26 protein-coding genes are annotated in these 24,596 nt (G+C 32.8%); 13 read left to right on the top strand and 13 right to left on the bottom strand.

Annotation, left to right across the window (positions count from 1 at the left end; all coding sequences use genetic code 11):
• Window positions 1–5: 5 nt before the first annotated feature.
• The 3 genes from Q0783_RS08330 to Q0783_RS08320 are packed head-to-tail and all read left to right on the top strand — an operon-like array spanning window position 6 to window position 2,479.
• Window positions 6–1,181 carry a GlmU family protein gene (locus Q0783_RS08330; protein ID WP_298894438.1) on the top strand — a complete coding sequence of 392 codons (1,176 nt, stop codon included), beginning with the start codon at window positions 6–8 and terminating at the stop codon, window positions 1,179–1,181.
• Window positions 1,166–2,098, top strand: a complete 933-nt coding sequence (locus tag Q0783_RS08325) for a hypothetical protein (RefSeq protein WP_298894437.1) — start codon at window positions 1,166–1,168, stop codon at window positions 2,096–2,098. Before Q0783_RS08330 ends, Q0783_RS08325 begins: the two co-directional genes overlap by 16 nt.
• Before the next feature lie 48 nt (window positions 2,099–2,146).
• Window positions 2,147–2,479: a hypothetical protein gene (locus Q0783_RS08320; protein WP_298894436.1), complete on the top strand. Its 333-nt coding sequence runs from the start codon at window positions 2,147–2,149 to the stop codon at window positions 2,477–2,479.
• 5 nt (window positions 2,480–2,484) lie between these two features.
• On the opposite strand, the gene Q0783_RS08315 is transcribed toward Q0783_RS08320, so the two are convergent.
• From Q0783_RS08315 to Q0783_RS08305, 3 genes are read right to left on the bottom strand one after another with little or no spacing between them, the layout of a single operon-like run.
• Window positions 2,485–4,089 (bottom strand): ABC transporter substrate-binding protein, encoded by a 1,605-nt coding sequence (locus Q0783_RS08315; protein WP_298894435.1) that lies wholly within the window; start codon window positions 4,087–4,089, stop codon window positions 2,485–2,487.
• 3 nt (window positions 4,090–4,092) lie between these two features.
• Complete coding sequence (locus Q0783_RS08310; RefSeq protein ID WP_298894434.1) at window positions 4,093–5,877, bottom strand: hypothetical protein; 1,785 nt, start codon at window positions 5,875–5,877, stop codon at window positions 4,093–4,095.
• A gap of 10 nt (window positions 5,878–5,887) precedes the next feature.
• On the bottom strand, window positions 5,888–7,039 hold the full coding sequence (locus Q0783_RS08305; protein ID WP_298894433.1) for an ATP-binding cassette domain-containing protein: 1,152 nt from the start codon (window positions 7,037–7,039) through the stop codon (window positions 5,888–5,890).
• Between the two features lie 145 nt (window positions 7,040–7,184).
• Here Q0783_RS08305 and mtaB point away from each other — a divergent pair, with 145 nt between their 5' ends.
• Entirely contained in the window at window positions 7,185–8,510 is a 1,326-nt protein-coding gene (mtaB, locus tag Q0783_RS08300) for a tRNA (N(6)-L-threonylcarbamoyladenosine(37)-C(2))-methylthiotransferase MtaB (protein ID WP_298894432.1), read from the top strand.
• 37 nt (window positions 8,511–8,547) lie between these two features.
• Here mtaB and Q0783_RS08295 read toward each other — a convergent pair whose 3' ends face one another.
• A complete protein-coding gene (locus tag Q0783_RS08295; RefSeq protein WP_298894431.1) occupies window positions 8,548–8,844 on the bottom strand; it encodes an N-acetyltransferase in 297 nt (98 codons plus the stop codon).
• Window positions 8,845–8,960: 116 nt separating this feature from the next.
• Between Q0783_RS08295 and Q0783_RS08290 the strand changes: the two genes are divergently transcribed.
• Both Q0783_RS08290 and Q0783_RS08285 read left to right on the top strand, forming a co-directional pair.
• Window positions 8,961–9,623: an alpha/beta hydrolase gene (locus Q0783_RS08290; RefSeq protein WP_298894430.1), complete on the top strand. Its 663-nt coding sequence runs from the start codon at window positions 8,961–8,963 to the stop codon at window positions 9,621–9,623.
• 74 nt (window positions 9,624–9,697) lie between these two features.
• Window positions 9,698–10,639 (top strand): lytic transglycosylase domain-containing protein, encoded by a 942-nt coding sequence (locus tag Q0783_RS08285; RefSeq protein ID WP_298894429.1) that lies wholly within the window; start codon window positions 9,698–9,700, stop codon window positions 10,637–10,639.
• Window positions 10,640–10,655: 16 nt separating this feature from the next.
• On the opposite strand, the gene Q0783_RS08280 is transcribed toward Q0783_RS08285, so the two are convergent.
• The 3 genes from Q0783_RS08280 to Q0783_RS08270 form a co-directional block, all read right to left on the bottom strand.
• Window positions 10,656–11,345 (bottom strand): hypothetical protein, encoded by a 690-nt coding sequence (locus Q0783_RS08280; RefSeq protein WP_298894428.1) that lies wholly within the window; start codon window positions 11,343–11,345, stop codon window positions 10,656–10,658.
• A gap of 144 nt (window positions 11,346–11,489) precedes the next feature.
• The gene (locus Q0783_RS08275) at window positions 11,490–12,050 is read right to left on the bottom strand and encodes a DUF2892 domain-containing protein (protein WP_230936286.1); all 561 of its coding nucleotides are present in this window, start codon (window positions 12,048–12,050) and stop codon (window positions 11,490–11,492) included.
• Window positions 12,040–12,939 (bottom strand): DUF6263 family protein, encoded by a 900-nt coding sequence (locus Q0783_RS08270; RefSeq protein ID WP_298894427.1) that lies wholly within the window; start codon window positions 12,937–12,939, stop codon window positions 12,040–12,042. Before Q0783_RS08270 ends, Q0783_RS08275 begins: the two co-directional genes overlap by 11 nt.
• Before the next feature lie 195 nt (window positions 12,940–13,134).
• Here Q0783_RS08270 and rpmH point away from each other — a divergent pair, with 195 nt between their 5' ends.
• The 6 genes from rpmH to Q0783_RS08240 all read left to right on the top strand — a co-directional run bounded on the left by rpmH (window position 13,135) and on the right by Q0783_RS08240 (window position 19,572).
• Window positions 13,135–13,296 carry a 50S ribosomal protein L34 gene (gene rpmH / locus Q0783_RS08265; protein ID WP_028873397.1) on the top strand — a complete coding sequence of 54 codons (162 nt, stop codon included), beginning with the start codon at window positions 13,135–13,137 and terminating at the stop codon, window positions 13,294–13,296.
• A gap of 99 nt (window positions 13,297–13,395) precedes the next feature.
• Entirely contained in the window at window positions 13,396–16,248 is a 2,853-nt protein-coding gene (gene carB / locus Q0783_RS08260) for a carbamoyl-phosphate synthase large subunit (protein ID WP_298758462.1), read from the top strand.
• A 79-nt stretch (window positions 16,249–16,327) separates the two neighbouring features.
• The gene (locus tag Q0783_RS08255) at window positions 16,328–16,858 is read left to right on the top strand and encodes an ankyrin repeat domain-containing protein (RefSeq protein WP_298894426.1); all 531 of its coding nucleotides are present in this window, start codon (window positions 16,328–16,330) and stop codon (window positions 16,856–16,858) included.
• Between the two features lies 1 nt (window position 16,859).
• Complete coding sequence (locus tag Q0783_RS08250) at window positions 16,860–17,660, top strand: T9SS type A sorting domain-containing protein (RefSeq protein WP_298894425.1); 801 nt, start codon at window positions 16,860–16,862, stop codon at window positions 17,658–17,660.
• A gap of 136 nt (window positions 17,661–17,796) precedes the next feature.
• Window positions 17,797–18,666, top strand: a complete 870-nt coding sequence (locus Q0783_RS08245) for a T9SS type A sorting domain-containing protein (RefSeq protein ID WP_298894424.1) — start codon at window positions 17,797–17,799, stop codon at window positions 18,664–18,666.
• 132 nt (window positions 18,667–18,798) lie between these two features.
• Window positions 18,799–19,572 carry a T9SS type A sorting domain-containing protein gene (locus Q0783_RS08240; RefSeq protein ID WP_298894423.1) on the top strand — a complete coding sequence of 258 codons (774 nt, stop codon included), beginning with the start codon at window positions 18,799–18,801 and terminating at the stop codon, window positions 19,570–19,572.
• Window positions 19,573–19,622: 50 nt separating this feature from the next.
• On the opposite strand, the gene Q0783_RS08235 is transcribed toward Q0783_RS08240, so the two are convergent.
• The 6 genes from Q0783_RS08235 to Q0783_RS08210 form a co-directional block, all read right to left on the bottom strand.
• The gene (locus Q0783_RS08235; protein ID WP_298894422.1) at window positions 19,623–20,159 is read right to left on the bottom strand and encodes a YceI family protein; all 537 of its coding nucleotides are present in this window, start codon (window positions 20,157–20,159) and stop codon (window positions 19,623–19,625) included.
• A 19-nt stretch (window positions 20,160–20,178) separates the two neighbouring features.
• Entirely contained in the window at window positions 20,179–20,541 is a 363-nt protein-coding gene (locus Q0783_RS08230) for a hypothetical protein (protein ID WP_298894421.1), read from the bottom strand.
• Window positions 20,542–20,559: 18 nt separating this feature from the next.
• Window positions 20,560–21,408, bottom strand: a complete 849-nt coding sequence (locus Q0783_RS08225) for a DUF5777 family beta-barrel protein (protein ID WP_298894420.1) — start codon at window positions 21,406–21,408, stop codon at window positions 20,560–20,562.
• A 159-nt stretch (window positions 21,409–21,567) separates the two neighbouring features.
• Window positions 21,568–22,332 (bottom strand): T9SS type A sorting domain-containing protein, encoded by a 765-nt coding sequence (locus Q0783_RS08220; RefSeq protein WP_298894419.1) that lies wholly within the window; start codon window positions 22,330–22,332, stop codon window positions 21,568–21,570.
• Between the two features lie 23 nt (window positions 22,333–22,355).
• Window positions 22,356–22,736 (bottom strand): hypothetical protein, encoded by a 381-nt coding sequence (locus tag Q0783_RS08215; RefSeq protein WP_298894418.1) that lies wholly within the window; start codon window positions 22,734–22,736, stop codon window positions 22,356–22,358.
• Between the two features lie 126 nt (window positions 22,737–22,862).
• Window positions 22,863–23,939 (bottom strand): hypothetical protein, encoded by a 1,077-nt coding sequence (locus tag Q0783_RS08210; RefSeq protein WP_298894417.1) that lies wholly within the window; start codon window positions 23,937–23,939, stop codon window positions 22,863–22,865.
• A gap of 114 nt (window positions 23,940–24,053) precedes the next feature.
• Here Q0783_RS08210 and Q0783_RS08205 point away from each other — a divergent pair, with 114 nt between their 5' ends.
• Window positions 24,054–24,578 (top strand): sigma-70 family RNA polymerase sigma factor, encoded by a 525-nt coding sequence (locus Q0783_RS08205; protein ID WP_298894416.1) that lies wholly within the window; start codon window positions 24,054–24,056, stop codon window positions 24,576–24,578.
• Window positions 24,579–24,596 lie beyond the last annotated feature (18 nt).

Below are 24,596 nucleotides of genomic sequence, written 5' to 3'. Positions count from 1 at the left end.
TTATCATGAATTATATTCTTTTTGATGGTCCATCACGTCCTAATTTATTGCCTTTTACTTTCACAAGGCCAGTAGCCGACATTAGAGTAGGTATACTTACCATTAGAGAAAAATGGGAAAAACATTTAGGCTTTACCATCACAACCTTAACCGAAGAGTATTTGTCTGAAAAATATCCAATGGTTGAAATGGATGAAAATGTCATGATAAATGCATCCTATTTACCTAATAAAGAATTGGTGGCTATTATTAAAGGTTTAGAAGAGAATCAAGCTGTATTTCAAAATGAGGATGTTATCGCGTTTTTTTCAAAAAATACTCAAGATGAAATTAATTTTGAAACTTATGAAGCTATAGAGTATGATGAGCCTGTTTTGAAAATTGAACATACTTGGGATATTTTTGCTACTAATGGTGATGCTATTCAAGCCGATTTTGATTTGTTAACACGAGATCGTCAATCACAACCCATACCAAGTTCTAATCAAGTTCTTGGAACACAAAATGTTTTTATTGAAGAAGGAGCCAAACTTGAATATGTAACCTTAAATGCTAATTCTGGTCCTATTTATATTGGCAAAGATGCCGAAATTATGGAAGGTAGTATCATTAGAGGCCCTTTCGCTTTATGTGATCATGCTACTGTAAAGTTAGGTGCTAAGATTTACGGACCTACCACTGTTGGACCTCATAGTAAAGTAGGTGGTGAAGTTAATAACTCAGTTATTTTTGGATATTCAAATAAAGGTCATGATGGATTCTTGGGTAATTCCGTGCTAGGCGAATGGTGTAATCTCGGTGCAGATACTAATAACTCAAATTTAAAGAATAACTATGCCGAAGTAAGACTTTGGGATTATCAAACAGAAGGTTTTGCAAGAACAGGATTGCAGTTTTGTGGACTTATGATGGGTGATCATAGTAAATGTGGAATCAATACCATGTTTAATACTGGTACAGTTGTTGGAGTAAGTGCTAATATCTTCGGAAGCGGATTTCCAAGAAATTTCATTCCTAGTTTTTCATGGGGAGGACATTCTGGTTTTACAACATATGTGACCAAAAAGGCGTTTGAAGTAGCTGAAGTTGTAATGAAACGGAGAAACATTGATTTTTCCGAAGTTGATAAAGCCATTTTGGAGCATGTTTTTGAAGAGACAAAAAAATGGAGAAAAAGCTAATATTAAATTATAGAAACATGAAGTTTATTTGCAGTATCATTTTAGTATTGACAATTAATTTCGGGTTTGCCCAAACCTACACAATTAAAAACCTAAAGATTAATGACGACAAAAGTCAATATGGTGTCGTTTTTTATAAAGGCGATAAGGTATATTATACCTCTTACATGCTTGATAACAGAAATAGAGCAAGACGAGATCACGACAAGCGATTAATCTATACAATGTTTGAAGCCGAAAAAACTAAAGATGGTGAAATCATCAACTCTAAACAGTTTATTAAATCTGAAGATTTTGTTTTTAATACCTCAAGTGCAGGTTTTAGTCCTGATGGTAAGTATATGTATATCACGACAAATTTTATGAAACGTGGTAAATCGTATAAACGAAAATTAAAATCAATTAATCTAAATATTCAACGTGGTGAATATATAGAAGGTCGCGGTTGGACAAATTTTGAACCCTTGCCATTTTGTGATCCAAAATATAATTATGGACATGCAGTATTAAGTCCAGATGGATCTACAATATATTTCACATCAAATGCACATGGAGCTCACGGACAAACTGATCTTTTTAAAGTGAAAATATTAGGTGATGGTAAATATGGAGAGGTTGAAAATTTAGGCAAAAAGATCAATTCACCACGCAAAGATATGTTTCCATTTGTGAGCAAGGATAATGTATTATACTTTGCATCAGATCGTGTTGGCGGTGTTGGCGGATTGGATATCTACAGCTATAATCTGAAAGGAGATCCAGAAACCGAAGAACCTCAATTATTACCAAAACCTATCAATAGCAGAAGTGATGATTTTTGCTATGTCATTAATGATAGTAAGACCGAAGGTTACTTCTCATCACGACGACCTAAAGGAAAAGGTGAAGATGATATTTATTATTTCACAATAAATTAGGTTTATTTCCTTAGTTTTGGTGTACTAACCATTAATTTAAATAAAACCATGCTAGAAATTCTACTCATAATATTCATTGGAAGAAGTTTTTTTAGATTAGCAGAAGAGCACAATCAAAACAAGTGGGTTTTTGCAATTCTAGGTGTTGTATCTTATTATGTGGCTGCATTGATTGGTGGTGTCCTTTTAGGGATTGCTGATGAGGTTTTTGGATTAGGTATTGACTGGGAGAATACATTATTATTGACAATAATAGCTTTACCAATAGCACTTGGCGCTGTGTATCTTTTATATTCGATTTTGAAGAAAGCCTGGAAAAAAAATGTTGTTATCGACACGAATGAAATTCAGGATATCGGTAAAAATTCAGATAATATATAATAGCCCTATTTATTTTTTCTAACGCGTTTTAGGTCTAGTAAATTAATTGGATTTATTCCTAATCCAGTTACATTTTTCCTTGTAAACCTTACCACTTCATCATAAAACAAAGGGACAATAGGTGTATTAGCCATCACTAAACTGTCCATTTTAGTATACAATGTTTCACGCACTTTGGGATCTGTGATAGTAAAAGCACTTTGGTACCATTCATCAAATGTTTTACTTGTAAAATGTGTATAGTTTGGACCATTAGGCGCAAAATTCTTACTTGAATAGAGAGATAAATAATTTTCAGCATCAGGATAATCGGCAACCCAACTCGCTCTAAACATATCTAATTTACCATTAGCCTTTGCATCTTTTAATGTTGCAGCTGGTACGACATCTACATTAACTATTATTCCAATTTTTTGCAGCTCTCGCTGTATGTATTCACAAAAGCTTAAATAATTACTAGTTGTTGTAATTGTAATTTCTGGGGTATTGATTCCAGTATCTGTTTTAAATTGCTGTACCAATTGCTTTGCTTTTTCAGGTTGATAATCAAATCCTATAGTTTCACTATATCCTGGTAAACCTTTTGGAATAAAACCACCATGAGCAGGAATACCAATACCATTGCGTAAATAGGTCATCATCTTTTGTTTGTCGAATCCATAATTTATGGCTTGACGTAAGGTTTGTGATTGCATTTCGGGGATTTCAGAATCCATAAAAAATGCCAAATATTCGGTATTTAAATATGGTCCCCGAATCATATTCACATCTGTTTCGTAGCTATCACGTAAATTACCGCTTGCAGTTAAAATCTCATCCTTATATGAGGCATCCAACCCAGACACAAAATCAATGTTTCCTTGAGCAAATTGTAGAAATTCACTCTGCTTATCTGGTAAAAAGGTTATTGCAACAGCTTCCAAATATGGTAATTGATCTCCATTGGTGTCTGTTTCAAAATACTGATCATTTCTTCGGAAAACGAGTTTTAAATTTTCTTCCCAACGTTTTAGTTTAAATGGACCTGTACCTATTGGGTTAGCTCTAAAATCACTATTGTAGTAGGTTACAATTTCTTTTGGTACAACAGAGCAGTACTTCATTGTAAGCTTTCCAATGAAAGAAGGGTCTGGAGATTTTAAAATAATTCTCAGAGAATCATTTTTTGCTTCAATATCCCAGAGGTTATTAACCACCCAACTACCTGGAGAAGCCGTTTTACTGTCGCATAATCTAAATAAACTATATTCAAAATCATTAGCGGTTACGGTTCGTGTAGAATCTTTACCAAATAATTCATGAGGATGAAATGTAACATCATTTCGAAGTGAAAACGTATAAGTAAGTGCATCGTCGGAAATCGTCCAATCTTTTGCAATACAAGGTTGAACATTTAAATTTTCGTCCATTTGTACCAAGCCATTAAACAACTGGTTGATAGCCCAAATATCAGCATTGTCTTTAGCAAAAGCCGGATCTAAAGACCCAATGTTTTTGTGCTCATTATATCTAAATACGAGATGGTCTTTTGTTGAATTCGTACTATTTCCGCATGAAAAGAACATAGAAATAACTAAAAGGGAAAGCAGTATGTATTTAAAGTTGTTCATAGATTAACCTTCAGGGAGTGATTTCCATTTCTTTATAACTTTCGAATATAAAAAGATAAATATAAGCGCAATTGCAAATAGCACAAAACTCCAATTCTCATCGAGAGCACCTAGTATTGTAGGACATTGAAGGTTTTGTTTATATAAATAGATATCCATGTCACATGCGTCATTTTGATGCATTGAAATGATAGCAAGAATTAAAAAAACATATAAGGCAAAACCAAAAATCGATATATTCACACAAATAGCCACGATGAGTTTTTTGACTTTATCAATAAAAAATAGTGGGATAGCTAAAATTAACGAGCCTAGGAAAAGTCCAAAATATGATATGAAATAAATAGCTTCATTATCACTGCCACGCACAGCATAAAATAGTAATGCCGTTATTAGTGTCACAAAAAGCGTAAGTAATCCAACAGTGATAATGCTAAATAATAATGGTTTTAGCCCAGTAATTCTAAACATAAAGATGATAATAGCCAATATAAATGTAAACCACATCGAGAAATGAATACTTTCCATAAAAGGGTTACTGCTTTTAACGTATTCAATATTTCTAAATACATTTTCTAAGGCATCTTTATCATAATGGAAATCAGATAAATGATCTTTATAAAACTTTTGAATTTCTGTTTGTTCCAATGAGGCTGGACTCACATAATCATAATCATCTTTAGGATTATCTCTAATAAAGTGTTTGACTTCAAAATCATCTTCGGGATGATAAACCATCTCGAGCCATTGCTCTGCAGAAAGGTTATGATCAATTTTATAATGATTTGAAAACCTTAAAAAAGCCTCCATTAATGTCTTAATTTCTATACGATTATTGTGTTTAAGAAGTTCATAATTTCTTTGGTTTCTCAATTGATGACGTATCGAAAACTCTGGCCTGTTGTAATAATTATCATAATCATAACTTTGATAATTATTGTAACTAAATAAGTGAAAGTCATCATTAAGCGTGTCATTTTTTGATACATAAAATGTCGAAGACATATTATAGTAACTTGGTTTTGCCGATTTTAGAAACGAGGTGTAATCAACGACAGAATCTTTAAAGTAGTAGACCTCTGTAGCGCCTTTCGTTTTACTAAACACAAAATTGTCATAAATACTATCAGATTCTAGCGAAATAGCACGATTGTTATTTATTGGGACCTCTTTTGTGGTCAAGGTGTAAAATTGAAAAGATTCGTCTAAAAAGTTAATGTGGGGCTTTTCATAGTCGATAAATTTTTCTCGATCTTCACAATACAGTTCGTAAAATGGTTTTGGGAAACGTCGTTTGTCTACAGTGTAATTAGAAACACTTTCCGACAGAAACATATTAACATCATTAGCTATTTCTATTTCTTTATTTATTTGATCATCATGGTAAGACGTGGCAATATAAGTTTTCATGCCATACTCATAAGATAAATTAAAGGTCGTACACGAGAAAATGATTAGTAAATAACATAGAAATTGTCCAAAAAGTTTAGATTGGCTAGTAGGATAGAAGTTTTTAAATGCATTGTTTTTAAACATAAAGATGAGCCAAATCACAATGAGTAATAGCGAAATTATTGACGACAAAAAAACAGTGCCATTTTCAAAGAAGATGTAATCTATAAAAGGCTCTTGTAGAATCTTAGGATTGGACAGCGTGAAAAACCCTATGATAAAAAATAGAAGATGCAACAAGAATGCGGTGAGCAACATCCAAATGAGTCTTGTATTCCATACGGTTGGAAAACGTTCCAGTAAATATTGATTGGTTTTATATATAAATGCTTTCATCTAAAATGGATTATGAAACGAAGAATCGTCTAGTAGATTTACTTATGTTTCTGGTGTAGGTGACATCGATTTGATGTTTTCCCAATAATTCTAATACTGAAGAAAAGGTGGTGTCGTCCTTAAAATAGGCGACATAAATCCCACCATTATAAATCAGTTTTTCTAATTGTAGATCTTTAAAAATTGATAGCAAAGTATCACGTTTGGCCTCACAATCAATCTCTACTATAAGTTGATTCTTTTCATCAGCAATAGTGGTTTTATTGTCTTTGTATTTACCATCTTTTAAATAGATAACTTTATCCGAAATTTTTTCAACCTCATACAATTGCTGTGAACTTAAAATAAGAGCAATCGGATTATTTATAGAATTGCACATCGATTTTAAGTCCTCTAAAATTACTTGTTGTGCCAATACATCTAAGTTTGCTAAAGGCTCGTCTAATAGCAATAATTCTGGCTGTCTCAGTAATGTTCGAGCCAATTCAAAACGCATTTTGTACCCAGAAGACAGTTCGTTCCATTTTAAATGTTTGTAATTCCATAACCCAAAACGCGCAATCATCATCAACACACGAGTTTCATTTTCCTCTGGAGGTATGCCATAATTTGACAATACAAACTTAAGATTGTCTTTTAGGCTGCCATACCATTTTTGTGTACGTTGTGGTATGTACACCAAGTTGGTTCTTAAATCATAATCTGAATTATAGATCGTATCAAATCTAAAATCTAAATGACCTTCATTATACTTAAGTTCCTTTGCCAAAAGACGTAATAATGTGGTTTTACCATTTCCGTTTTCACCAACCAATCCATAGACTTCACCTTTATGAATCTTAACAGAAATTGGTCCAAGCTTAAAACGATTATAACCATAGCTTTTTGTCAATTGTTCGCCAATAACCACTGGATTATTCGTTTCATATTCTGAAATTGGAACTTTCGAAATTCGCTCTAAAATAGAAAGTGACTTTTCTATAAGTTCATCTTCTTTCTCTGGAAATTGTTCTTTCCAATCGGTAAGCGCGATCACTTCTCTATAAATATCTAGATCTTGCGTGTCAATAGCACAATCCATTAATTTTCGGTATCCAAGAACCGTATCTTTATTTTGTAAAAATGAAATAACCTCCTTTATTCTAGCTTCAGCTTTAGACATATATCTGTAAATTATTGGTTTTTAAGCTCAGAGATTGTTGAGAAATTGTGAGAAGTCTAACAATTACGTAAATTTGCGCACTCTAAATTTAGAAACGAGTAAATATAAATAGATTTCTGAGCTAAAGGAAATACGAGATCATTATATGGATAAAAAAGTCGCATTTTATACATTGGGTTGTAAACTCAATTTTTCTGAAACCTCTACAATTGCTAGAAATTTTTCTTCGGAAGGGTTTGAGCGTGTTGATTTTAAAGAGAAAGCAGATATATATGTTATCAATACCTGTTCTGTAACTGAGAATGCTGATAAACGTTTTAAATCTATTGTAAAACAAGCACAAAAATTAAACCCTGAAGCCTTTGTCGCAGCAGTGGGTTGTTATGCACAATTGAAACCTCAAGAATTGGCAGATGTTGAAGGCGTCGATTTGGTACTTGGTGCTACTGAAAAATTTAAAATTACCGACTATCTCAATGATCTGTCTAAAAATGATATGGGAGAAGTGCATAGCTGCGAAATACAAGACGCAGATTTCTATGTAGGTAGTTATTCGTTTGGAGACCGTACGCGTGCCTTTTTAAAAGTACAAGATGGTTGTGATTATAAGTGTACGTATTGTACGATTCCTTTGGCACGTGGAATTTCTAGAAGTGATACTTTAGAGAATGTACTTCAAAATGCTAAAGAGATTTTGGCAAAGAACATCAAGGAAATTGTATTGACAGGCGTTAATATTGGTGACTACGGAAAAGGAGAATTCGGAAATAAAAAACATGAACATACATTTTTTGAATTAGTTCAAGCTTTAGATGATGTTGAAGGGATAGAACGTTTACGTATCTCCTCTATTGAACCTAATTTACTAAAAAATGAGACCATAGATTTTGTATCGAAGAGTAAAACGTTTGTACCTCATTTTCATATTCCGTTACAAAGTGGAAGCAACGAGCTTCTCAAGTTGATGCGTCGTCGCTATATGAAAGAATTGTATGTAGATCGTGTGACCAAGATTAAAGACGTTATGCCTCATGCTTGTATTGGTGTTGATGTTATTGTTGGGTTTCCTGGAGAAACAGATGAGTTATTCTTGGAGACCTATAATTTTTTAAATGAACTCGATATCTCCTACTTGCACGTATTTACCTATTCTGAACGTGATAATACAGTTGCAGCGTCTTTAAACGGCGTTGTGCCTAAAAAGGTAAGAGCTAAACGCAGTAAAATGCTTCGTGGACTTTCAGCTAAAAAGAGAAGAGCATTCTATGAAAGCCAAATAGGGAGTACTCGTACAGTTTTATTTGAAGGTGAAAACAAAGAAGGTTACATTCACGGATTTACAGAAAACTACGTTAAGGTGAAAGCACCTTGGAATCCGGCACTAGTTAATACATTACAAGATGTAGAATTGTCAAAGATTGATGATGATGGTAGTGTGAGATTTGAGTTTGTTGAAGAGAAGGTGGTATAAAAAAACCGAAGTTTTAAAGCTTCGGATGATTTATGAGTTATATTCTGATACCTACAGGTAACATCTTTTTATATTTTCGGTGTCGCCTTATAAATTTTGCAATCTCTGGGCTTGTTGGTACAACACTTATGTTGCGTTCGGCAATGTTTTCAAAAACGAGTGTTAAAAACTCTTCTTCAAACTCGTCATTTGTGACTCTGTCTGGAATAATAAGCTTTGTTAAAAAGATTTTTCGATCTTGTAGAGAATACTCAATTTTTGCAAGTTCACCGTCTACTTTTAATTCGAATTGGCGTAAAAAGTCATTGTCTGTTAATTCAGCAGCATCAATCATAATAATTTGTATTTAATTCAATGGTCGGTAGGGTGGAACTATACTTTTGTATAGTTTTGTAGTGCAAATTTACGAAAAATATCACAGATATTAAAGAGTCTTTATTTTAAACACTTATGCAGCAAGAAATTATACATATATATCTTATGCCAGGAATGGCAGCCAACCCAACTATATTTGAGCATATAAAACTCCCTGAAGAGCAGTTTGAGATACATTGGTTAGAATGGATGATTCCTCATAAAAAAGAATCTCTGGAGTCTTATGCTAAACGTATGATTGCAAATATTAAACATGAAAATGTTGTGTTGTTGGGTGTGTCTTTTGGAGGTATTCTAGTCCAAGAGATGAGTAAGTATATGAGTTTGCGAAAGCTGTTTGTCGTGTCTAGCGTGAAATCAAAACATGAGTTGCCTAAACGTATGAAGCTTATGAAATATACCAAGGCCTACAAACTATTACCTACACAATTGGTTGGTAATATAGACTTTTTAGCAAAATATGCTTTTGGTGAAACGATTACCAAGCGTATAGAACTTTATAAAAAATATCTGTCTGTGAGTGATAAACAATACCTAGATTGGGCTATTGAAAATGTGATCGAATGGAATCAAGAAGCGCCCAATGAAAAAGCTATTTATATCCATGGCGATAAAGATGCTGTTTTTCCACATTCATGTGCAGGAGATTGTATCGTTATTAAAGGTGGATCTCATATCATGGTCATCAATAAATATAAATGGTTTAACGAAAATTTACCAAAACTAATTTTAGACTAGCTTGAAACCAACGATTTAATTTTATACATTTGACTTGCAGTCGATTAAATGACTGTCCCCTAAATAAAATGAATATGACAATGATTAAGAATATTTTAGCAACAATTGGTCTTATATGTGTGTCTGGACTGTTTATTTTTGCAGTTCAAGCAGAAAAATCACCTTCTGATCAAGAGGTAGCAGAGCCTATCAAAGTGATTAACGATTATAACGTATATGCAATATCTGTTCCTGACGATTTGAATTTTGCAGGAGAAAATATGCCATTACAAGATCCCGATATATTAGAACGAATGGATAGAGAGTTACTTGTCAATACCTATTGGCAATCTAATGGTCTATTAATGTTCAAACGTGCCGAGAAGTATTTTCCAATTATAGAACCTATCTTAAAGAAGAATGGAATTCCTGAAGATTTTAAGTATTTAGCTGTTATTGAAAGTGGACTAACCAATGCTGTATCTCCAGCAGGAGCGCGAGGTGTTTGGCAAATTATGAAAACAACAGGTAGAGAGAATGGATTAGAGATTAATAATAATGTTGATGAACGTTATCATTTGGAAAAGGCTACAGAAGTGGCTTGTAAATACTTATTGAGATCTAAAAAAAACTTGGGGTCGTGGACATTAGCAGCAGCAGCATACAATGCAGGTAATGCAGGTGTTTCTAGACGATTAAAAGAGCAAGGTGTGTCTAATTATTACGATTTATTGTTAGGCGAGGAGACTGGACGTTATCTCTTTAGAATTGTAGCGCTTAAAGAGATTCTAAATCATCCTAAAAAATATGGTTTTAACTTTACTTCGGAAGATCTTTATAAAACGATTCCAACCTACAAAGTGGAAGTAGATACTGTAGTTACCGACTTTACAAAATTTGCAGAGCGCTTCGGAATTAATTATAAGATATTGAAAATTCACAATCCTTGGTTAAGAGAGCCAAAGCTTAACAATGCATCCAGAAAAAAGTATTTTATAGATATTCCTAAAGAGGGCTATTACTCAGTAAAGCCTTAATGGATAGCCTTTATAATTAATTAACAGTAGAAATAATAAGACCTTCAGAATTAGGCTCTTCTTTGAAAAGCATCCATTTGATCTTTTCATGGATTACGTTAAATGCTACTTCAGATCTATTTTCATCTTTAACTATAGTAAATTTCTTGTCAATTCGAACGAGTTGTTTTTCTTCTGAAATGTAGAAACATGCTGGTGCTCCAAAGGAGTGCTTAAATGTTGCAATAATGTGGTTTGAATTATTCTTACGTTCATCAACATAGGTGATTATAACATTAGAATTATAGTTTTTAGAAAGCGCCTTAGCTTTAGTTTTTGAATCCCAAAACAAGATTATGATGTCAATTTGATCTTTATAGAGTTTAGACATTCGGTTAATTTCATTAATCTCTTCCAGATTAATTTGCTCCCAAGAAGATTTAGTAATTAAAAGAAAAGGTTTGTCGAGAGTCGACGTTTTTAAGGAACCTCCTTTTACTTTGTTTAGGGAGATATCTCTAATATAACTATGCTTTAGGTAATTATTAAAAATAGAATCAAATAAAAACCCAGCATAAATGTTGTCACCATTTTGAATGGCAACCTCAGACTTAGCCCTATATGCTTTTAAATGTTTGGCGATTTGGGTATCGAAGTATATTTTTTGCTGTTGAGGGAATGCCAAAAACATACATGTAAACATTAGTATACAACTATAAACTCGCATGTCTAATCTTTTGTAGGTTAATAAGTTACAAATTTATTGAGCCTGTAAAATGGCATCAAAAAAAGTCGTTAAAAAGTCAAAATCGTGGAGAAACGAAGCGTTTTTTAACAAAACATCGATGAAATACATCTGAAAGAGAGCGTTTTAACGTCGTCTCATATTACGATTTCCGTAGTGTTGCTTTGGGCCTTGGGATTTTTTCATCCCATCTTTCATCATTTTAATTTGTTCGGTCAAGATGCCTCTTTTATCAAGTTTTTGAGCTTCATTGAGCAATTGTTTTGCTTCAATTGGTCGACGCTTACTAAAGGCAATTCCAGCTAGGTTTAATTTTGCCATCGCTACGTCATGGTCCATTGATAATCCTAAGCCCAGTGCTTTTTTAAAGTACTTTTCTGCTTCATTCATGTTGGTTTGTGATACCATAACACCATGTAGATAGTTATAGTACCCTTCCTGTTTTTTCACAAGAGCACTTGATGGATTTTTGATTTTATTCAACCAATTTTTGGCACCTTCAAAATCTTGTTTTCTTAGTTTTAAAAAAGCCAGTAGGATAAACTCGTTTTTAAAATATAAAAAGATAAAAATAAGCGATAGTAATATGTACATGATACCATTGCCAATGTAGCCTTCAATAAATTGATATACGGCATAGGCTATTATTAATCCAGCAATGACAAGTTTTATGTTTTTATTGAACATGTTTTTCTATTTTGTAAGTAACGTTTGTAGTAATTGATGTTGGTAACTTCATAGCATTCATTTTATGCATGATGGAGTTACCTGTTGCAACAGATTTGCTAGACATGGATTTCACAAATCCAGTTTCTAGTGATGTAATAATAGTACTAGTCATATCTCCAGCCAAATTCATTTCAACATCTTCATCATTAGTTTTAAAGGTAATTGTACTAACTCCACTTATCATAACATCGTCTTTTTTTATGTCATCTAATGTCCAAGTATTTTCTGCAGATAAATCACCTTCAAATGTATTATTCCATGAATCTCCTTTCTTGGTTTCAGTAGAAGGGTAGATGTAAGTCATCTGTTCAAAACTTTTAGCAAGGCTTTCGTTGCTAAATTCTCCTCGCATTCCTTCTTTCATGACTTCTTTTGTGAATTCGTCAATATCACCAACAGCATTGACCATTTTGTCAATTAAGGCCTCAGCGCCTTCAATAGACTTAATTTTACCATTTTTATACATTTCCATAGTAAGATCTGTATTGATGAGTTGAGCGAATATTTTTGCTTCGATGTCACCTTCAGTCACTGGATCTACAGTATTTACAGACATGATATTGCCTGCAAGGTTTGATTTAGATTCCATTTTAAAACGGTCAAACTTAAATTTGATCGTATATAAACTATCATTGACACCTTCAATTGTAAATGTGAAATCACCTTCTATAAGATTGGTCATTTCGTGTTTTTGACCATTCATATCTTGTGTAATGTCTTGATTAGCAGTTTGCTGCACCTTAAATTGATCTCCTATTTTGAGATTGTAGACTAGGCTAGTTTGTGCAGTCGAGACGTTTATAGTCACCAGAAATGCGACTAAAAATCGTAATATATTAAACTTCATTTCGTTCCTCTTTTTTCGATTTACAAAGAAACTAATTTTTTGTCAATTTGTTGCTAGAATATAGCCTGATATAAATATCTAAAATAATTTTATATTTAGATTTGTCAAAGTAAAAACTCTTTGTATATTTGCACCCAGTTTTGAGACAGCTCTCAATTTATAAAAAAGAATATTAGTTTATAAAAATATAAGACAATGCCAAAAAGAACGTTTCAACCGTCAAAAAGAAAGAGAAGGAACAAGCACGGTTTCAGAGAAAGAATGGCTTCTGTAAACGGAAGAAAAGTTTTAGCACGTAGAAGAGCTAAAGGAAGAAAGAAATTGTCTGTATCATCTGAAACAAGACATAAAAGATAATGATTAACAATTGTTAATATTTTAAGGGTGTTACTTAGGTGTAACACCTTTTTTTGTACCCATTTGTTACCTATTTTTGCAACCATAAAAAAAATAAACATGCCAAAAAACGAAAAATTAAAATCTATCCTAATCATTGGTTCTGGGCCAATAATCATTGGTCAAGCCTGTGAGTTTGATTATTCTGGATCACAAGCGTTACGTTCACTTCGTGAAGACGGAATTGAAACTGTTCTTATCAATTCAAATCCAGCAACAATTATGACCGATCCATCTATGGCAGATCATGTGTATTTGTTGCCTTTAACTACAAAGTCAATTATTAAAATACTAAAAGAACATCCACATATTGATGCTGTATTGCCAACTATGGGAGGCCAAACAGCCTTGAACTTGTGTATTGAAGCTGATGAAAAAGGAATATGGAAAGATTTTGATGTAGAGATTATAGGTGTAAATATTGATGCCATCAATATTACAGAAGATAGAGAAAAGTTCAGAGAATTAATGTTAGAAATCGGTGTTGGCATGGCACCCCAAGAAACAGCTACGTCCTTTTTAAAAGGAAAGGAAATCGCCCAAGAGTTCGGTTTTCCTCTGTGTATTAGAGCATCTTTTACTTTAGGTGGAGCAGGTGCCTCAATAGTTTATAATGAAGATGAGTTTGATGAGTCTCTAACACGAGGTTTAGAAATTTCTCCAATCCATGAGGTTATGATTGATAAGGCGATGATGGGTTGGAAAGAATACGAATTAGAGCTATTAAGAGATAAAAATGATAATGTTGTTATCATATGTACTATAGAAAACATGGATCCTATGGGGATTCATACAGGTGATTCTATCACAGTAGCACCTGCCATGACACTTTCTGACAAGACTTTTCAGAAAATGCGTGATATGGCTATTCATATGATGAGAAGTATTGGTGATTTTGCTGGTGGTTGTAATGTACAGTTCGCTGTAAGTCCAGACGAGGAGGAAGAAATAATTGCTATTGAAATTAACCCTCGTGTGTCACGTTCTTCTGCATTAGCAAGTAAAGCTACTGGTTATCCAATTGCAAAAATTGCTGCAAAGTTGGCTTTAGGTTATACACTTGATGAATTGAGTAACCAAATTACAAAATCTACTTCTGCCTTATTTGAACCAACTTTGGATTATGTTATTGTTAAGATCCCACGTTGGAATTTTGATAAGTTTGAAGGGTCAGATAGAACACTTGGTCTTCAAATGAAAGCAGTAGGAGAAGTAATGGCCATTGGTCGTTCGTTTCAAGAGGCATTGCATAAAGCCACACAATCCTTGGAGATTAAACGTAATGGTTTAGGTGCAGACGGAAAAGGTTATAAAGATTACCAACAAATTATCGATAAACTTACTTATGCTAGTTGGGATCGTGTATTTGCTATTTATGACGCCATTCAAATGGGAATCCCTTTGAGTAGAATTCATGAAATCACTAAAATCGATATGTGGTTCTTAAAGCAATATGAAGAACTGTACCACTTAGAAAAAGAAATTTCGACATTTACTATTGATACTATCGAGCGGGATTTGCTACTTGAAGCAAAACAAAAAGGATATGGTGATCGTCAAATTGCACATATGCTTAAATGTTTAGAAAGCCAAGTGTACAATAAACGAGACGAATTTAACATTAATCGTGTCTATAAGCTAGTAGATACTTGTGCTGCGGAGTTCAAGGCACAAACGCCATATTACTATTCTACCTTCGAAAATGAAGTTGAAACACCTAATGGAGAGAAGTTTTCTGCTACTGAAAGTGTTGTTTCTGATAAAAAGAAAATTATTGTTTTAGGATCAGGTCCAAATCGAATCGGACAAGGTATTGAGTTTGATTATTGTTGTGTTCATGGTGTATTGGCTAGTGCTGAGTGTGGCTACGAAACAATTATGATCAACTGTAATCCTGAAACGGTTTCAACAGATTTTGATATTGCTGATAAATTGTATTTTGAACCAGTATTTTGGGAACATATCTACGATATTATTAGACATGAAAAGCCTGAGGGTGTTATTGTGCAATTAGGAGGACAGACCGCTTTAAAATTGGCAGAGAAATTAGACCGTTACGGCATAAAAATTATTGGAACAACTTATCAATCTTTAGATTTAGCTGAAGATAGAGGGAGTTTTTCAACATTACTTAAAGAAAACAATATTCCTTATCCAGAATTTGACACGGCCTCAACGGCAGACGAAGCTTTAGCAGTTGCAGATAAATTGGATTTCCCGATTTTGGTGAGACCATCTTATGTATTAGGTGGTCAAGGCATGAAGATTGTCATCAATAAAAAAGAGCTGGAAGAACATGTTGTGGATTTATTACGCAAAATCCCAAATAATAAATTATTGTTAGACCATTATTTAGATGGTGCAATTGAAGCAGAAGCTGATGCTATTTGCGACGGTGAAAATGTTTATATTATTGGTATTATGGAGCATATTGAGCCTTGTGGTATCCATTCTGGAGATAGTAATGCAACATTACCACCTTTCAATCTAGGAGAATTTGTGATGCAACAAATTAAAGATCATACCAAAAAGATAGCATTAGCATTGAATACGGTTGGATTAATTAATATTCAATTTGCAGTAAAAGATGATATGGTTTATATCATTGAAGCAAATCCTAGAGCCTCGAGAACAGTACCTTTTATTGCAAAAGCTTATGGCGAACCTTACGTTAATTATGCTACTAAAGTTATGTTAGGTGAGAAAAAAGTTACCGATTTTGATTTTAAACCGCATTTAGAAGGTTATGCCATCAAACAGCCAGTATTTTCATTTAACAAATTTCCTAATGTGAATAAAAAATTAGGGCCAGAGATGAAAAGTACAGGAGAAAGTATCCTGTTTATTGATAGTTTAAAAGATGATGAATTTTACAACTTGTATTCGAGACGTAAAATGTATTTGAGTAAATAAGTTGTTTTTTTCGATAAACGGCTTGTCTTAATCGCCTTTTAATTACTATTTTAGCTTAAAATTTCTCAAATCTATTGTTTTGAATATCAAAAAGTTTTGCTTGATTTACTGTTTGTTTTTGTCGGTTTTTCATGGTTTTGCACAAAAAAATATTTTCGATGTAGCTCGCTCTGGCACAGTTACAGATGTAAAAACTTTGATGGCCATAAATTTGGATACGATAAATGCTGTAGATAGTAATGGCTATTGTCCATTAACTCTCGCGTGTTATAAGGGAAATGAAGAGGTCGCTTTATTTTTAGCTTCTAATGTAGAAGATATAGATGGTAATAGTGACTACGGCACACCCTTAATGGCAGCTGTTTACAAGAACAGACCTTTAATTGTTAAACATCTACTTAAATTAAAGGCAAATCCAAATTCGGCAGACGTTAATGGAACGACACCTCTACATTATGCTATCATTTTTCGCAATGAGGAAATAATAAAACTATTGATGGATGCCAATGCCGATATAAATTTCAAAGATAATAGAGGGAAAAATGCCAAGGATTATGCTGCTATGACACAAAATGATACAATCATTAAGCTTATAAATAAAGAAAAATAATATGAAAAAAATTACAATTGCACTATTAGCTTTGCTTTGCTTTAATTTTGGATTTAGTCAAACATATTCAACTGGTTTGATAAATCTTTCTAATACCTCTGGTTTAGAATATTCTGTTCAAATTGATGTAACATCTTCTATTGTTACCTTAACAATGATAGGACCTGACAATAGATGGTTAGGTTTAGGATTTGGAGTTCAGGGCATGACTGCTGGTGATGATGTCGTTATTTATGATGGTTCAAGGTTGACAGATAGATATTTTGGTTTTGAAGGACAAACGCCTGGAGATGATGCTACAGGAATTGTTCCTACTGAAGACTTGGAAGGAGAGAGGGATTGGTCCATAACATCAAACACTTTGAATTCTGGTGTAAGGACAATAATTGCTACAAGAGCAACTAACACAGGTAATAATAACGATTATGTGTTTTCAGCTTCGGCGACATCTATAGAATTGGCTTGGGCAAGATCACGTTTTGAAGGATATACTTTAGAATGGCATGGAACAGAAAGTAGAGGGATTACTATGCAATCTTTAACTTTAAGTGAAGTGGAGCAAGAGGTTAACGATTTCGAAATTTCGCCAAATCCTGCTAAAACTAGTTTTAAGATTGAATTACCAACATATACTGATGATACTAAAATTGAAGTTTATAATGTTTTAGGAAAAAAAGTATTTTCTAAGAAATTAAATTCTTTGTCATCAATAGTTGATGTTTCCAATTGGAGTACTGGTATATATGTAATAAAGGTTACTACAAAAAACAATTCAAAGATGAAGCGTTTTGTAAAGCAATAAAAAGAAAATGTATTTTTATTTTAAAGCCATTAATTTAATTAATGGCTTTTTACTTTATATAATTGGCTTCATTTTTGATATCTGTTTAGTTTAAATATAAAATGTTTTATATTTGGAGTGCTGAAAAAGAAAAACTATGAAAACAAAACTACTTTTTTTATCCTTATTATTAACATCTTCAATTGCTTTGTCTCAAGTTATGGCAGGACAAGTTGATGATTTTGAAGATGGTACTGTTCAAAATTGGGTCATTGGTGGAGCCGCAGGGCCTGACGATTTGCCTATGAATGTTAGTGATGGAGGACCAAATGGTGCTGGTGATAATTTCTTGACATATTCATCAAACGGAATGAATGGAATGGTCGCAAGTAAGATGGTTATATTTAATGCAGGTGGTTCTTCTCAATGGGGATCAAACTATATTTCTGAAGGAATCATTGCTATCAAAATGGATGTAAATGTTACTATTAATGATTTAAATTTAAGGGTGGCATTCCAAGGTAGTGGGACTAGAATTTGTACAACTAATGCTGTTGCTGTTGCTGCAGGTTCTGGTTGGACATCAATAACAATTCCTATTTCTCCAGCTGACTTTACCGTTATCTCTGGTTCATCCTCTGTTAATGATGCCTTATCAAATGTAAATGCAATGCGTATTTTAAGCAATGATACTCCTGCATGGAGTACTGCAGTTAATGCAATTGAAGCGACTATTGGTATTGATAATATTACAGCATCTACGACATTAAGTACTCAAGATGTTCAAGTTCAAAATGATTTTGAAATCTCTCCAAATCCAGCGTCATCTAAATTAAACATCAAATTATCTAATACTTTAGACAATGCAAATGTGACTGTTTACAATGTTTTAGGTAAAAAAGTATATTCTAAAAGTTTAAGCGCCTTAGAATCATCGATAGATGTATCTAATTGGAATTCAGGAGTATATTTGGTTAGAGTGTCAAATGACAAACAAACGATAACTAAACGCTTTGTAAAGCAATAAGTACTTAAAAAGAATTATAAAAAGACCCATTAGTTTTTAATTAATGGGTCTTTTTATTTTGTTAATTTTTCTCAAACCAATTAAAAAAATCACTAACTTGTTGAAGCCTAAATCATTTATAATTGAAATATTATGAGAAAAAAATACACTTTTTATCTACTTATTCTGCTTTTTTGTTTTGGATTCTCTATCCAAAATGCAAATGCTCAATTTAGAATTATTGAGGTAGATCCTGCTACGGAAAGAGTAAAAATCAAAAATTTTGGCGCTACTACTGAAGACATTTCTGCATATAGGCTTTGTGCCAGGTTTTCTTACAATGCATTGAGTAGTATGACCTTATTAAGTGGTGATCTCGTTAATTTTGCACCAAATGCGGAAGTAGAGGTTACCGTTTCATTTTCAAATGGTAATGTTTTAACTGACGCCTCTTCCGATTTAGGATTATATTTACCAACAGGAAGCTTTGGTGTAGCTGCGAATATGATTGATTTCACTCAATGGGGAGCTGGTGGTATTGGTAGAGAAGCTCAAGCTGTAACTAATGGTTTTTGGACTGCAGGAACATTTATTAATGTAGCACCTCCTTACGCATTCACTGGAGGGTCGGCAGATTCAGGAGTGACATTTTGGGATACGTTACTTGGAGTCGATGACTTTGACGGCATCAATAAATTTACAATTTCGCCTAACCCTGCTTCATTGAACCTTAATATAGAAATTCCTGGTAGTGTTGAAAATGCAACACTTAGAGTATTTGATTTACTAGGTAAAAAAGTTATTGAAAAAGAAATAAGTGGTATCCAAAACTTATCTATAGATGTTAGTAAATGGAATACTGGCGTTTATATTGTTAGAGTTACAAGTGATGATGTTACCCAAACCAAACGATTTATCAAGCAATAAATATGACCAACTAAAATATTTATGAATTGGCCATCCTAAAACGATGGCCTTTATTTTTTGTTTAGCTCAAATTCAAAAGATACCATTACATCTTCCGCAATTTTATTACTTACAATTTTTGGGATATCGATATCAAAATCTGATGCTTTGGCAACAAACTTTCCATTCATGATTATTGTATTCTCTTTAATATTAATAGTTACTGCTAGATCTTTCAAGACCTTCGTTTTTCCGTGAAAAGTTAAAGAACCTTCAATATTATAAGTAGAAGTGTCTTTTTTTAAATCGAAATTATCAATTTTTCCTTTAAAAGTTGCTTTCGGAAATTGATCAGACTCTGCATAATTTTCATTGAAATGTTCTTCCATTAGAGCATTCTTGAATCGAAACCCTTTCACTAAGGCCAAAGCCGCAAACTCTCCATTTTCAGTATTAATAATTGCGGTTACTGAATTATTCTTTGCAGCGACTTCCTCAAAAGAAGGTACAGATGCTTCAAAATTGATAACTCCAGTTTTTGTGATAAACTTATTTTGTGCTGTCATATTTATACAGACAAGAGCAACTAGATATATGATTTTTTTCATTTTGTAATAGATTTTATGTTTATTCTTCAAGTAATCCATCGGCTTCCCATTGCACGACAAGGTCTATTAGGGTTTGTGGTAAACGTGGCCCTCCAAAAGGCATTAAAAAACCTTGATCATTAGACGAGATGCGATCAATTAAACCATTGTTTTCAACAGCACTTTTTACATTGTCAAATGTGACCAATGAAATTGGAGCGCCATTAATTGGAGGATTACTATGACAGGATATGCAGTTATTATCAATAATAGATTTTACATTATCAATATAGGTGACTGTTGTAGGAATTGGTGTAGCATCTATCAAGTCCTCTTCACTTGTGTTACTGCAACTAAAGCATATTAAAATGCATATAATGCAAAGTTTATGTGGATATTTCATTTGTTTAATTTTTTTAGTTTAAAATATACGACTTAGATTAAAGCCAAAATAAATATTGCCATCGGTCCAATCACCTGTAGCTTGCCCTAAAAATCCATTAGCATTCATGGCTTGAGCATTTGAGAAATGCATTTGAAATACATGTCCTCCTGTTTCCAAATCGAAACCAATAGATAATGGGTTCTTGAAAGGTGAATTATCTGCTCTATTGAGATGCCAGCCATAATCAGCATTAATAGACCAGCGTTTTGATAGCTTATAGCGTGTTCCTAGTCCTAAAGCGAACTGGGAATTATCCTGATTATTTTGCTGTACATAATTGTCATGAAAGAAAGTAGGTGCCAACTCTACTGAAAAGTTGGTATTTACTTTACGAGATATAATAAGTTGCGTTGTATATCCTAAACGGTCTATAAATTCTAACTTTGGTAAATTATCTTTTTCAAGAGCAGTATTAATAAGAACAGCATTAAATCCAACAATTGTAAAAGGACATCCATTTTCCTGTTGCCTTAATAGTCTATACTTGACAGAGGCTTGGTAAATTTTTTGAAAAGAGCTACGTGAAACACCAACATTAAAACCATCTGAAATACCATAGACAAAGTTTAGTCGTGTTACTGCATCATCTAAACCAAAAAAACTGTCAAACCCGTTTTCAATACTTCCAAATCTATGTGATACAATAAGTGTGAATTCTTGTTTTGCTACAAGTTTTGTAGATTCAAAATTAACAACTTTTAAACCTTTAAATGCAGCTGTAGCGTAGTCATTATTAGTGTCTTCAGTATCAATTTCATTTAGTAAATCATCTTGAGCTACCGTTAAAATTGGGACAAGGAATATTAGTATGAATAAATTTTTCATAGTCAATCGTTTAAAATGTTAAGTTGGTTTTGTTGGCCTGTTTTAGTTTTTAATACATCGTATTCCGGCATTTAAAAATGCCGAATTACTAAGAAATTCATTGCATAGTGTTTTATTTAAAGCCAAATACGTGATGCATTTGGCTTTATGATTATTGCTTTATTGTTTGATAAAGCGTTTTGTTTCTGTTTTATCTCCGTTTGAAAGCTTAATAAGGTACAGTCCACTGTTCCAGTTAGATACATCAATTTGAGACAAATTTTCAGCTCCTAAAGTTTCAGCTGCAATCTGCTTTCCTAGAATATCAAACACCTGATATGTTAAGCCAGAAGCTCCAGAAGTGAGTTCAATATGTAAAATAGAACTTGTTGGATTTGGGAACACATCAAAACTAGACGTTTCAAAATCGTCCACACTTAAAAGCGTATCCCAAAAATTTACACCAAAATCTGTTGCATTTCCAGTAAATGCATATGGAGGTGCTACATTTACAAAAGTTCCAGCAGTCCAAATTCCCTTTGAGACAGCTACATTCTCGCGTCCGAGACCTCCAGCTCCCCATTGCATAAAATCAACCATACTTGTAGGTTGTGAAAAATTACCTGTAGGTAGATATAATCCTAAGTCGGCAGCAGATGTGCTTAAGCTTAAAAAGTTTGGTGCAGATACTGTTACTTCTGCATTTGCAGCTAAGTTTAACGAACCATTAACTACAGTTGTTTGACTGGATAAGGTTCTATAAGAGAAAAGTGAGCACAATCTATAAGACGCAATATCGACTGTTGAGCCACCAAAATTTTTCATGGTAACCGTATCTCCAGCAGGATCTACCGATAAAATTTTAATTTGAGCATAAGTGTGTTGACCTATAAGCACTGAAAATAGAAGCGTGAAAATAGTCGTAAAAAAGTAATTTGTTTTCATAATAATTTGTTGTTAGTGATTTATTAATTTAAAATACTGCATTGGTCTAATTTAACTTGTTCTAAAAGATCGTCGTAACCAATAACACGTCCTTTTATTCTTATTTTAGAATCTACTTTAACCGCATTTTGAATGTTATTTGTAAACTGACAAAATACTTTGTCATCTAATGTGATTGAAGTATTATCGCTCTCAGAAATTTTACCTGCAACCTCAATGGTAGTATTGAGATATTTAGTTTCAGCTTCAGTAGGGTTTTTTGAAAAACTTGAAGTAATATCTTCACTTGTTATTTCATATTTAGCAACCTCACTTTCTATGTCTCTATGATCTTGATAGATGTAATTATAGCCTATTATAATTCCAATAACTAAAATGATGAGAATGATAATTCGATTGCGCATGGTTACTTTTTTTTGATTGGGTATAAACTGCTTCAACAGGTATGAGTTAAAGCAGCTTAATCTTAACAATTTATAATCCCTAATTATGAATCATCACCCTTTTAATTTTTCTTTTTCAGTTATATGTTAATTACAAGTATTTCTATATCGTAACCGATCTTCTTCATTAAGTCTAAGATCGATTTTATTTAAACCATTATCATTAATTATCTCTTGAAGACTCCAATTATTATTACAAAATGTGAGTGCAGGAATATTAATAAGAACTGACATATTATTTCCTGTGCCTTGAGTAGACCAAGTGCCATTTGCCGAAGTCATATTCCAAAATACAGTAATTGTACCGTCTTCAAAGAAATTGAAATCGTAACCATCATATACATCATTATAGTCTGTATTATCTTGTCTTACTTTATCTGTAAACCAATCTTGGCAACCCGTTAGAAAGTCTTCTAATAATTCTTGAGTGCAGTGATTGCAATCGTCATCATTATAGTCATAGTCATCATCCTCATCACATGAATTTTGTTCATTAGTAATAATATTTTCAAGTTCGGTTAGAGAGTTTATTGTCATTTGCGAATCATCAGAAAGTACAACCGAAATCGGGAAATCTATACTCGTAATGTCATCTGGAGTTATTGCTTCTATATAATCATAGAGTTCGTTGTCGTTAGTAAATGTTTCTGTAGAAATTAACTCGTTAAGCGGATTGAATTTTGAAGCTGTAAATGGATACACAAAATCGATACACTCTATATCGTTATCACTTATATTTTCGCCATTACAATTGCTTGCGTTGGCATTTAATTCACTCATAGAATTAATAGAAACTTCAGTATAATCTGAATTAACTATAGTAATAGGAAAATTAATTTCTAAAGCGTCTATGTCATCATAATCCTCATCAAAAATGGTTTCAACTAAATAATAGTCATTCTCATTAGTGATTTCCACATCTATTGAATTTGCTGTAACGTTAACTGGTAATTTGATATTAAAACAATTAGCGAGATCTAAAATATTATCGTTAGAACCGTCATTTGAAGCTGTACGTTGTAACAAATTAGCGACTAAAGAATTTGGCTGTAAGACATCTTCTGGAGGAGTCTCAATAAACTCCGTTTCTTCTTTTCTACATGATGTTAATATCATCATTGAAGAAAAAATAAAAACTAATATGAATCTAATTGTTGCTTTCATAATTTTGCATTTGTATATTTCTAATGCAATTTAATATATAACAACTCAAGTTTGAAAACTCCTGAGATTTTAAAATAAATTTTTATTTACCTTTAAAAACTAAAACAAAACTCCTTGTCTAGAGATCTTAACGAAGACATTTGTGAAGCTAAAGTTTTTGAATATGTGTATAATACATATTCAAAAGATCTACATGATTTTTTGTATTATAAATATGGAGAACAATTTAATCCAAGTGATAAAGCTCAAGACGCTTTTATTAAACTTTGGGATAACTGTAAAAAGGTAACTTTAAGTAAAGCAAAATCTTTTTTATTTACTGTTGCCAATAATATGGTGCTTAATGATATTAAACATCAAAAAGTGGTACTCAATCATCAAAAAAATGCCCCAAAATCACATACAAATGAGACGCCAGAATTTGTTTTAGAGCAGGAACAATTTCTTCAGCGTTATAAAAAGGTATTGGAAAGTTTAACTGAAGAGCAGCGTGTTGCTTTTCTATTAAATAAAGTAGAAGGGAAGAAGCATAGTGAAATTGCCGATTTTCTTGGTGTTACTAGAAAAGTGGTTGAGTATCGTATCTATAGTGCTTTCAATATATTGAAAACGGAATTAGAAGGATTTAAAATAAAATAATAAGGAAAAATAGAAATG

It is taken from the genome of uncultured Psychroserpens sp. (genome assembly GCF_947500255.1).
Lineage (GTDB): Bacteria > Bacteroidota > Bacteroidia > Flavobacteriales > Flavobacteriaceae > Psychroserpens.
This window is presented reverse-complemented; position numbering and strand designations above follow the sequence as displayed.

Excerpts from the sequence above, each read along its gene's own strand:
- Q0783_RS08330 (WP_298894438.1), top strand. The coding sequence starts at position 6 with ATGAATTATATTCTTTTTGATGGTCCATCACGTCCTAATTTATTGCCT.
- Q0783_RS08325 (WP_298894437.1), top strand. The coding sequence starts at position 1,166 with ATGGAGAAAAAGCTAATATTAAATTATAGAAACATGAAGTTTATTTGC.
- Q0783_RS08320 (WP_298894436.1), top strand. The coding sequence starts at position 2,147 with ATGCTAGAAATTCTACTCATAATATTCATTGGAAGAAGTTTTTTTAGA.
- Q0783_RS08315 (WP_298894435.1), bottom strand. The coding sequence starts at position 4,089 with ATGAACAACTTTAAATACATACTGCTTTCCCTTTTAGTTATTTCTATG.
- Q0783_RS08310 (WP_298894434.1), bottom strand. The coding sequence starts at position 5,877 with ATGAAAGCATTTATATATAAAACCAATCAATATTTACTGGAACGTTTT.
- Q0783_RS08305 (WP_298894433.1), bottom strand. The coding sequence starts at position 7,039 with ATGTCTAAAGCTGAAGCTAGAATAAAGGAGGTTATTTCATTTTTACAA.
- mtaB (WP_298894432.1), top strand. The coding sequence starts at position 7,185 with ATGGATAAAAAAGTCGCATTTTATACATTGGGTTGTAAACTCAATTTT.
- Q0783_RS08295 (WP_298894431.1), bottom strand. The coding sequence starts at position 8,844 with ATGATTGATGCTGCTGAATTAACAGACAATGACTTTTTACGCCAATTC.
- Q0783_RS08290 (WP_298894430.1), top strand. The coding sequence starts at position 8,961 with ATGCAGCAAGAAATTATACATATATATCTTATGCCAGGAATGGCAGCC.
- Q0783_RS08285 (WP_298894429.1), top strand. The coding sequence starts at position 9,698 with ATGACAATGATTAAGAATATTTTAGCAACAATTGGTCTTATATGTGTG.
- Q0783_RS08280 (WP_298894428.1), bottom strand. The coding sequence starts at position 11,345 with ATGCGAGTTTATAGTTGTATACTAATGTTTACATGTATGTTTTTGGCA.
- Q0783_RS08275 (WP_230936286.1), bottom strand. The coding sequence starts at position 12,050 with ATGTTCAATAAAAACATAAAACTTGTCATTGCTGGATTAATAATAGCC.
- Q0783_RS08270 (WP_298894427.1), bottom strand. The coding sequence starts at position 12,939 with ATGAAGTTTAATATATTACGATTTTTAGTCGCATTTCTGGTGACTATA.
- rpmH (WP_028873397.1), top strand. The coding sequence starts at position 13,135 with ATGCCAAAAAGAACGTTTCAACCGTCAAAAAGAAAGAGAAGGAACAAG.
- carB (WP_298758462.1), top strand. The coding sequence starts at position 13,396 with ATGCCAAAAAACGAAAAATTAAAATCTATCCTAATCATTGGTTCTGGG.
- Q0783_RS08250 (WP_298894425.1), top strand. The coding sequence starts at position 16,860 with ATGAAAAAAATTACAATTGCACTATTAGCTTTGCTTTGCTTTAATTTT.
- Q0783_RS08245 (WP_298894424.1), top strand. The coding sequence starts at position 17,797 with ATGAAAACAAAACTACTTTTTTTATCCTTATTATTAACATCTTCAATT.
- Q0783_RS08240 (WP_298894423.1), top strand. The coding sequence starts at position 18,799 with ATGAGAAAAAAATACACTTTTTATCTACTTATTCTGCTTTTTTGTTTT.
- Q0783_RS08235 (WP_298894422.1), bottom strand. The coding sequence starts at position 20,159 with ATGAAAAAAATCATATATCTAGTTGCTCTTGTCTGTATAAATATGACA.
- Q0783_RS08230 (WP_298894421.1), bottom strand. The coding sequence starts at position 20,541 with ATGAAATATCCACATAAACTTTGCATTATATGCATTTTAATATGCTTT.
- Q0783_RS08225 (WP_298894420.1), bottom strand. The coding sequence starts at position 21,408 with ATGAAAAATTTATTCATACTAATATTCCTTGTCCCAATTTTAACGGTA.
- Q0783_RS08220 (WP_298894419.1), bottom strand. The coding sequence starts at position 22,332 with ATGAAAACAAATTACTTTTTTACGACTATTTTCACGCTTCTATTTTCA.
- Q0783_RS08215 (WP_298894418.1), bottom strand. The coding sequence starts at position 22,736 with ATGCGCAATCGAATTATCATTCTCATCATTTTAGTTATTGGAATTATA.
- Q0783_RS08210 (WP_298894417.1), bottom strand. The coding sequence starts at position 23,939 with ATGAAAGCAACAATTAGATTCATATTAGTTTTTATTTTTTCTTCAATG.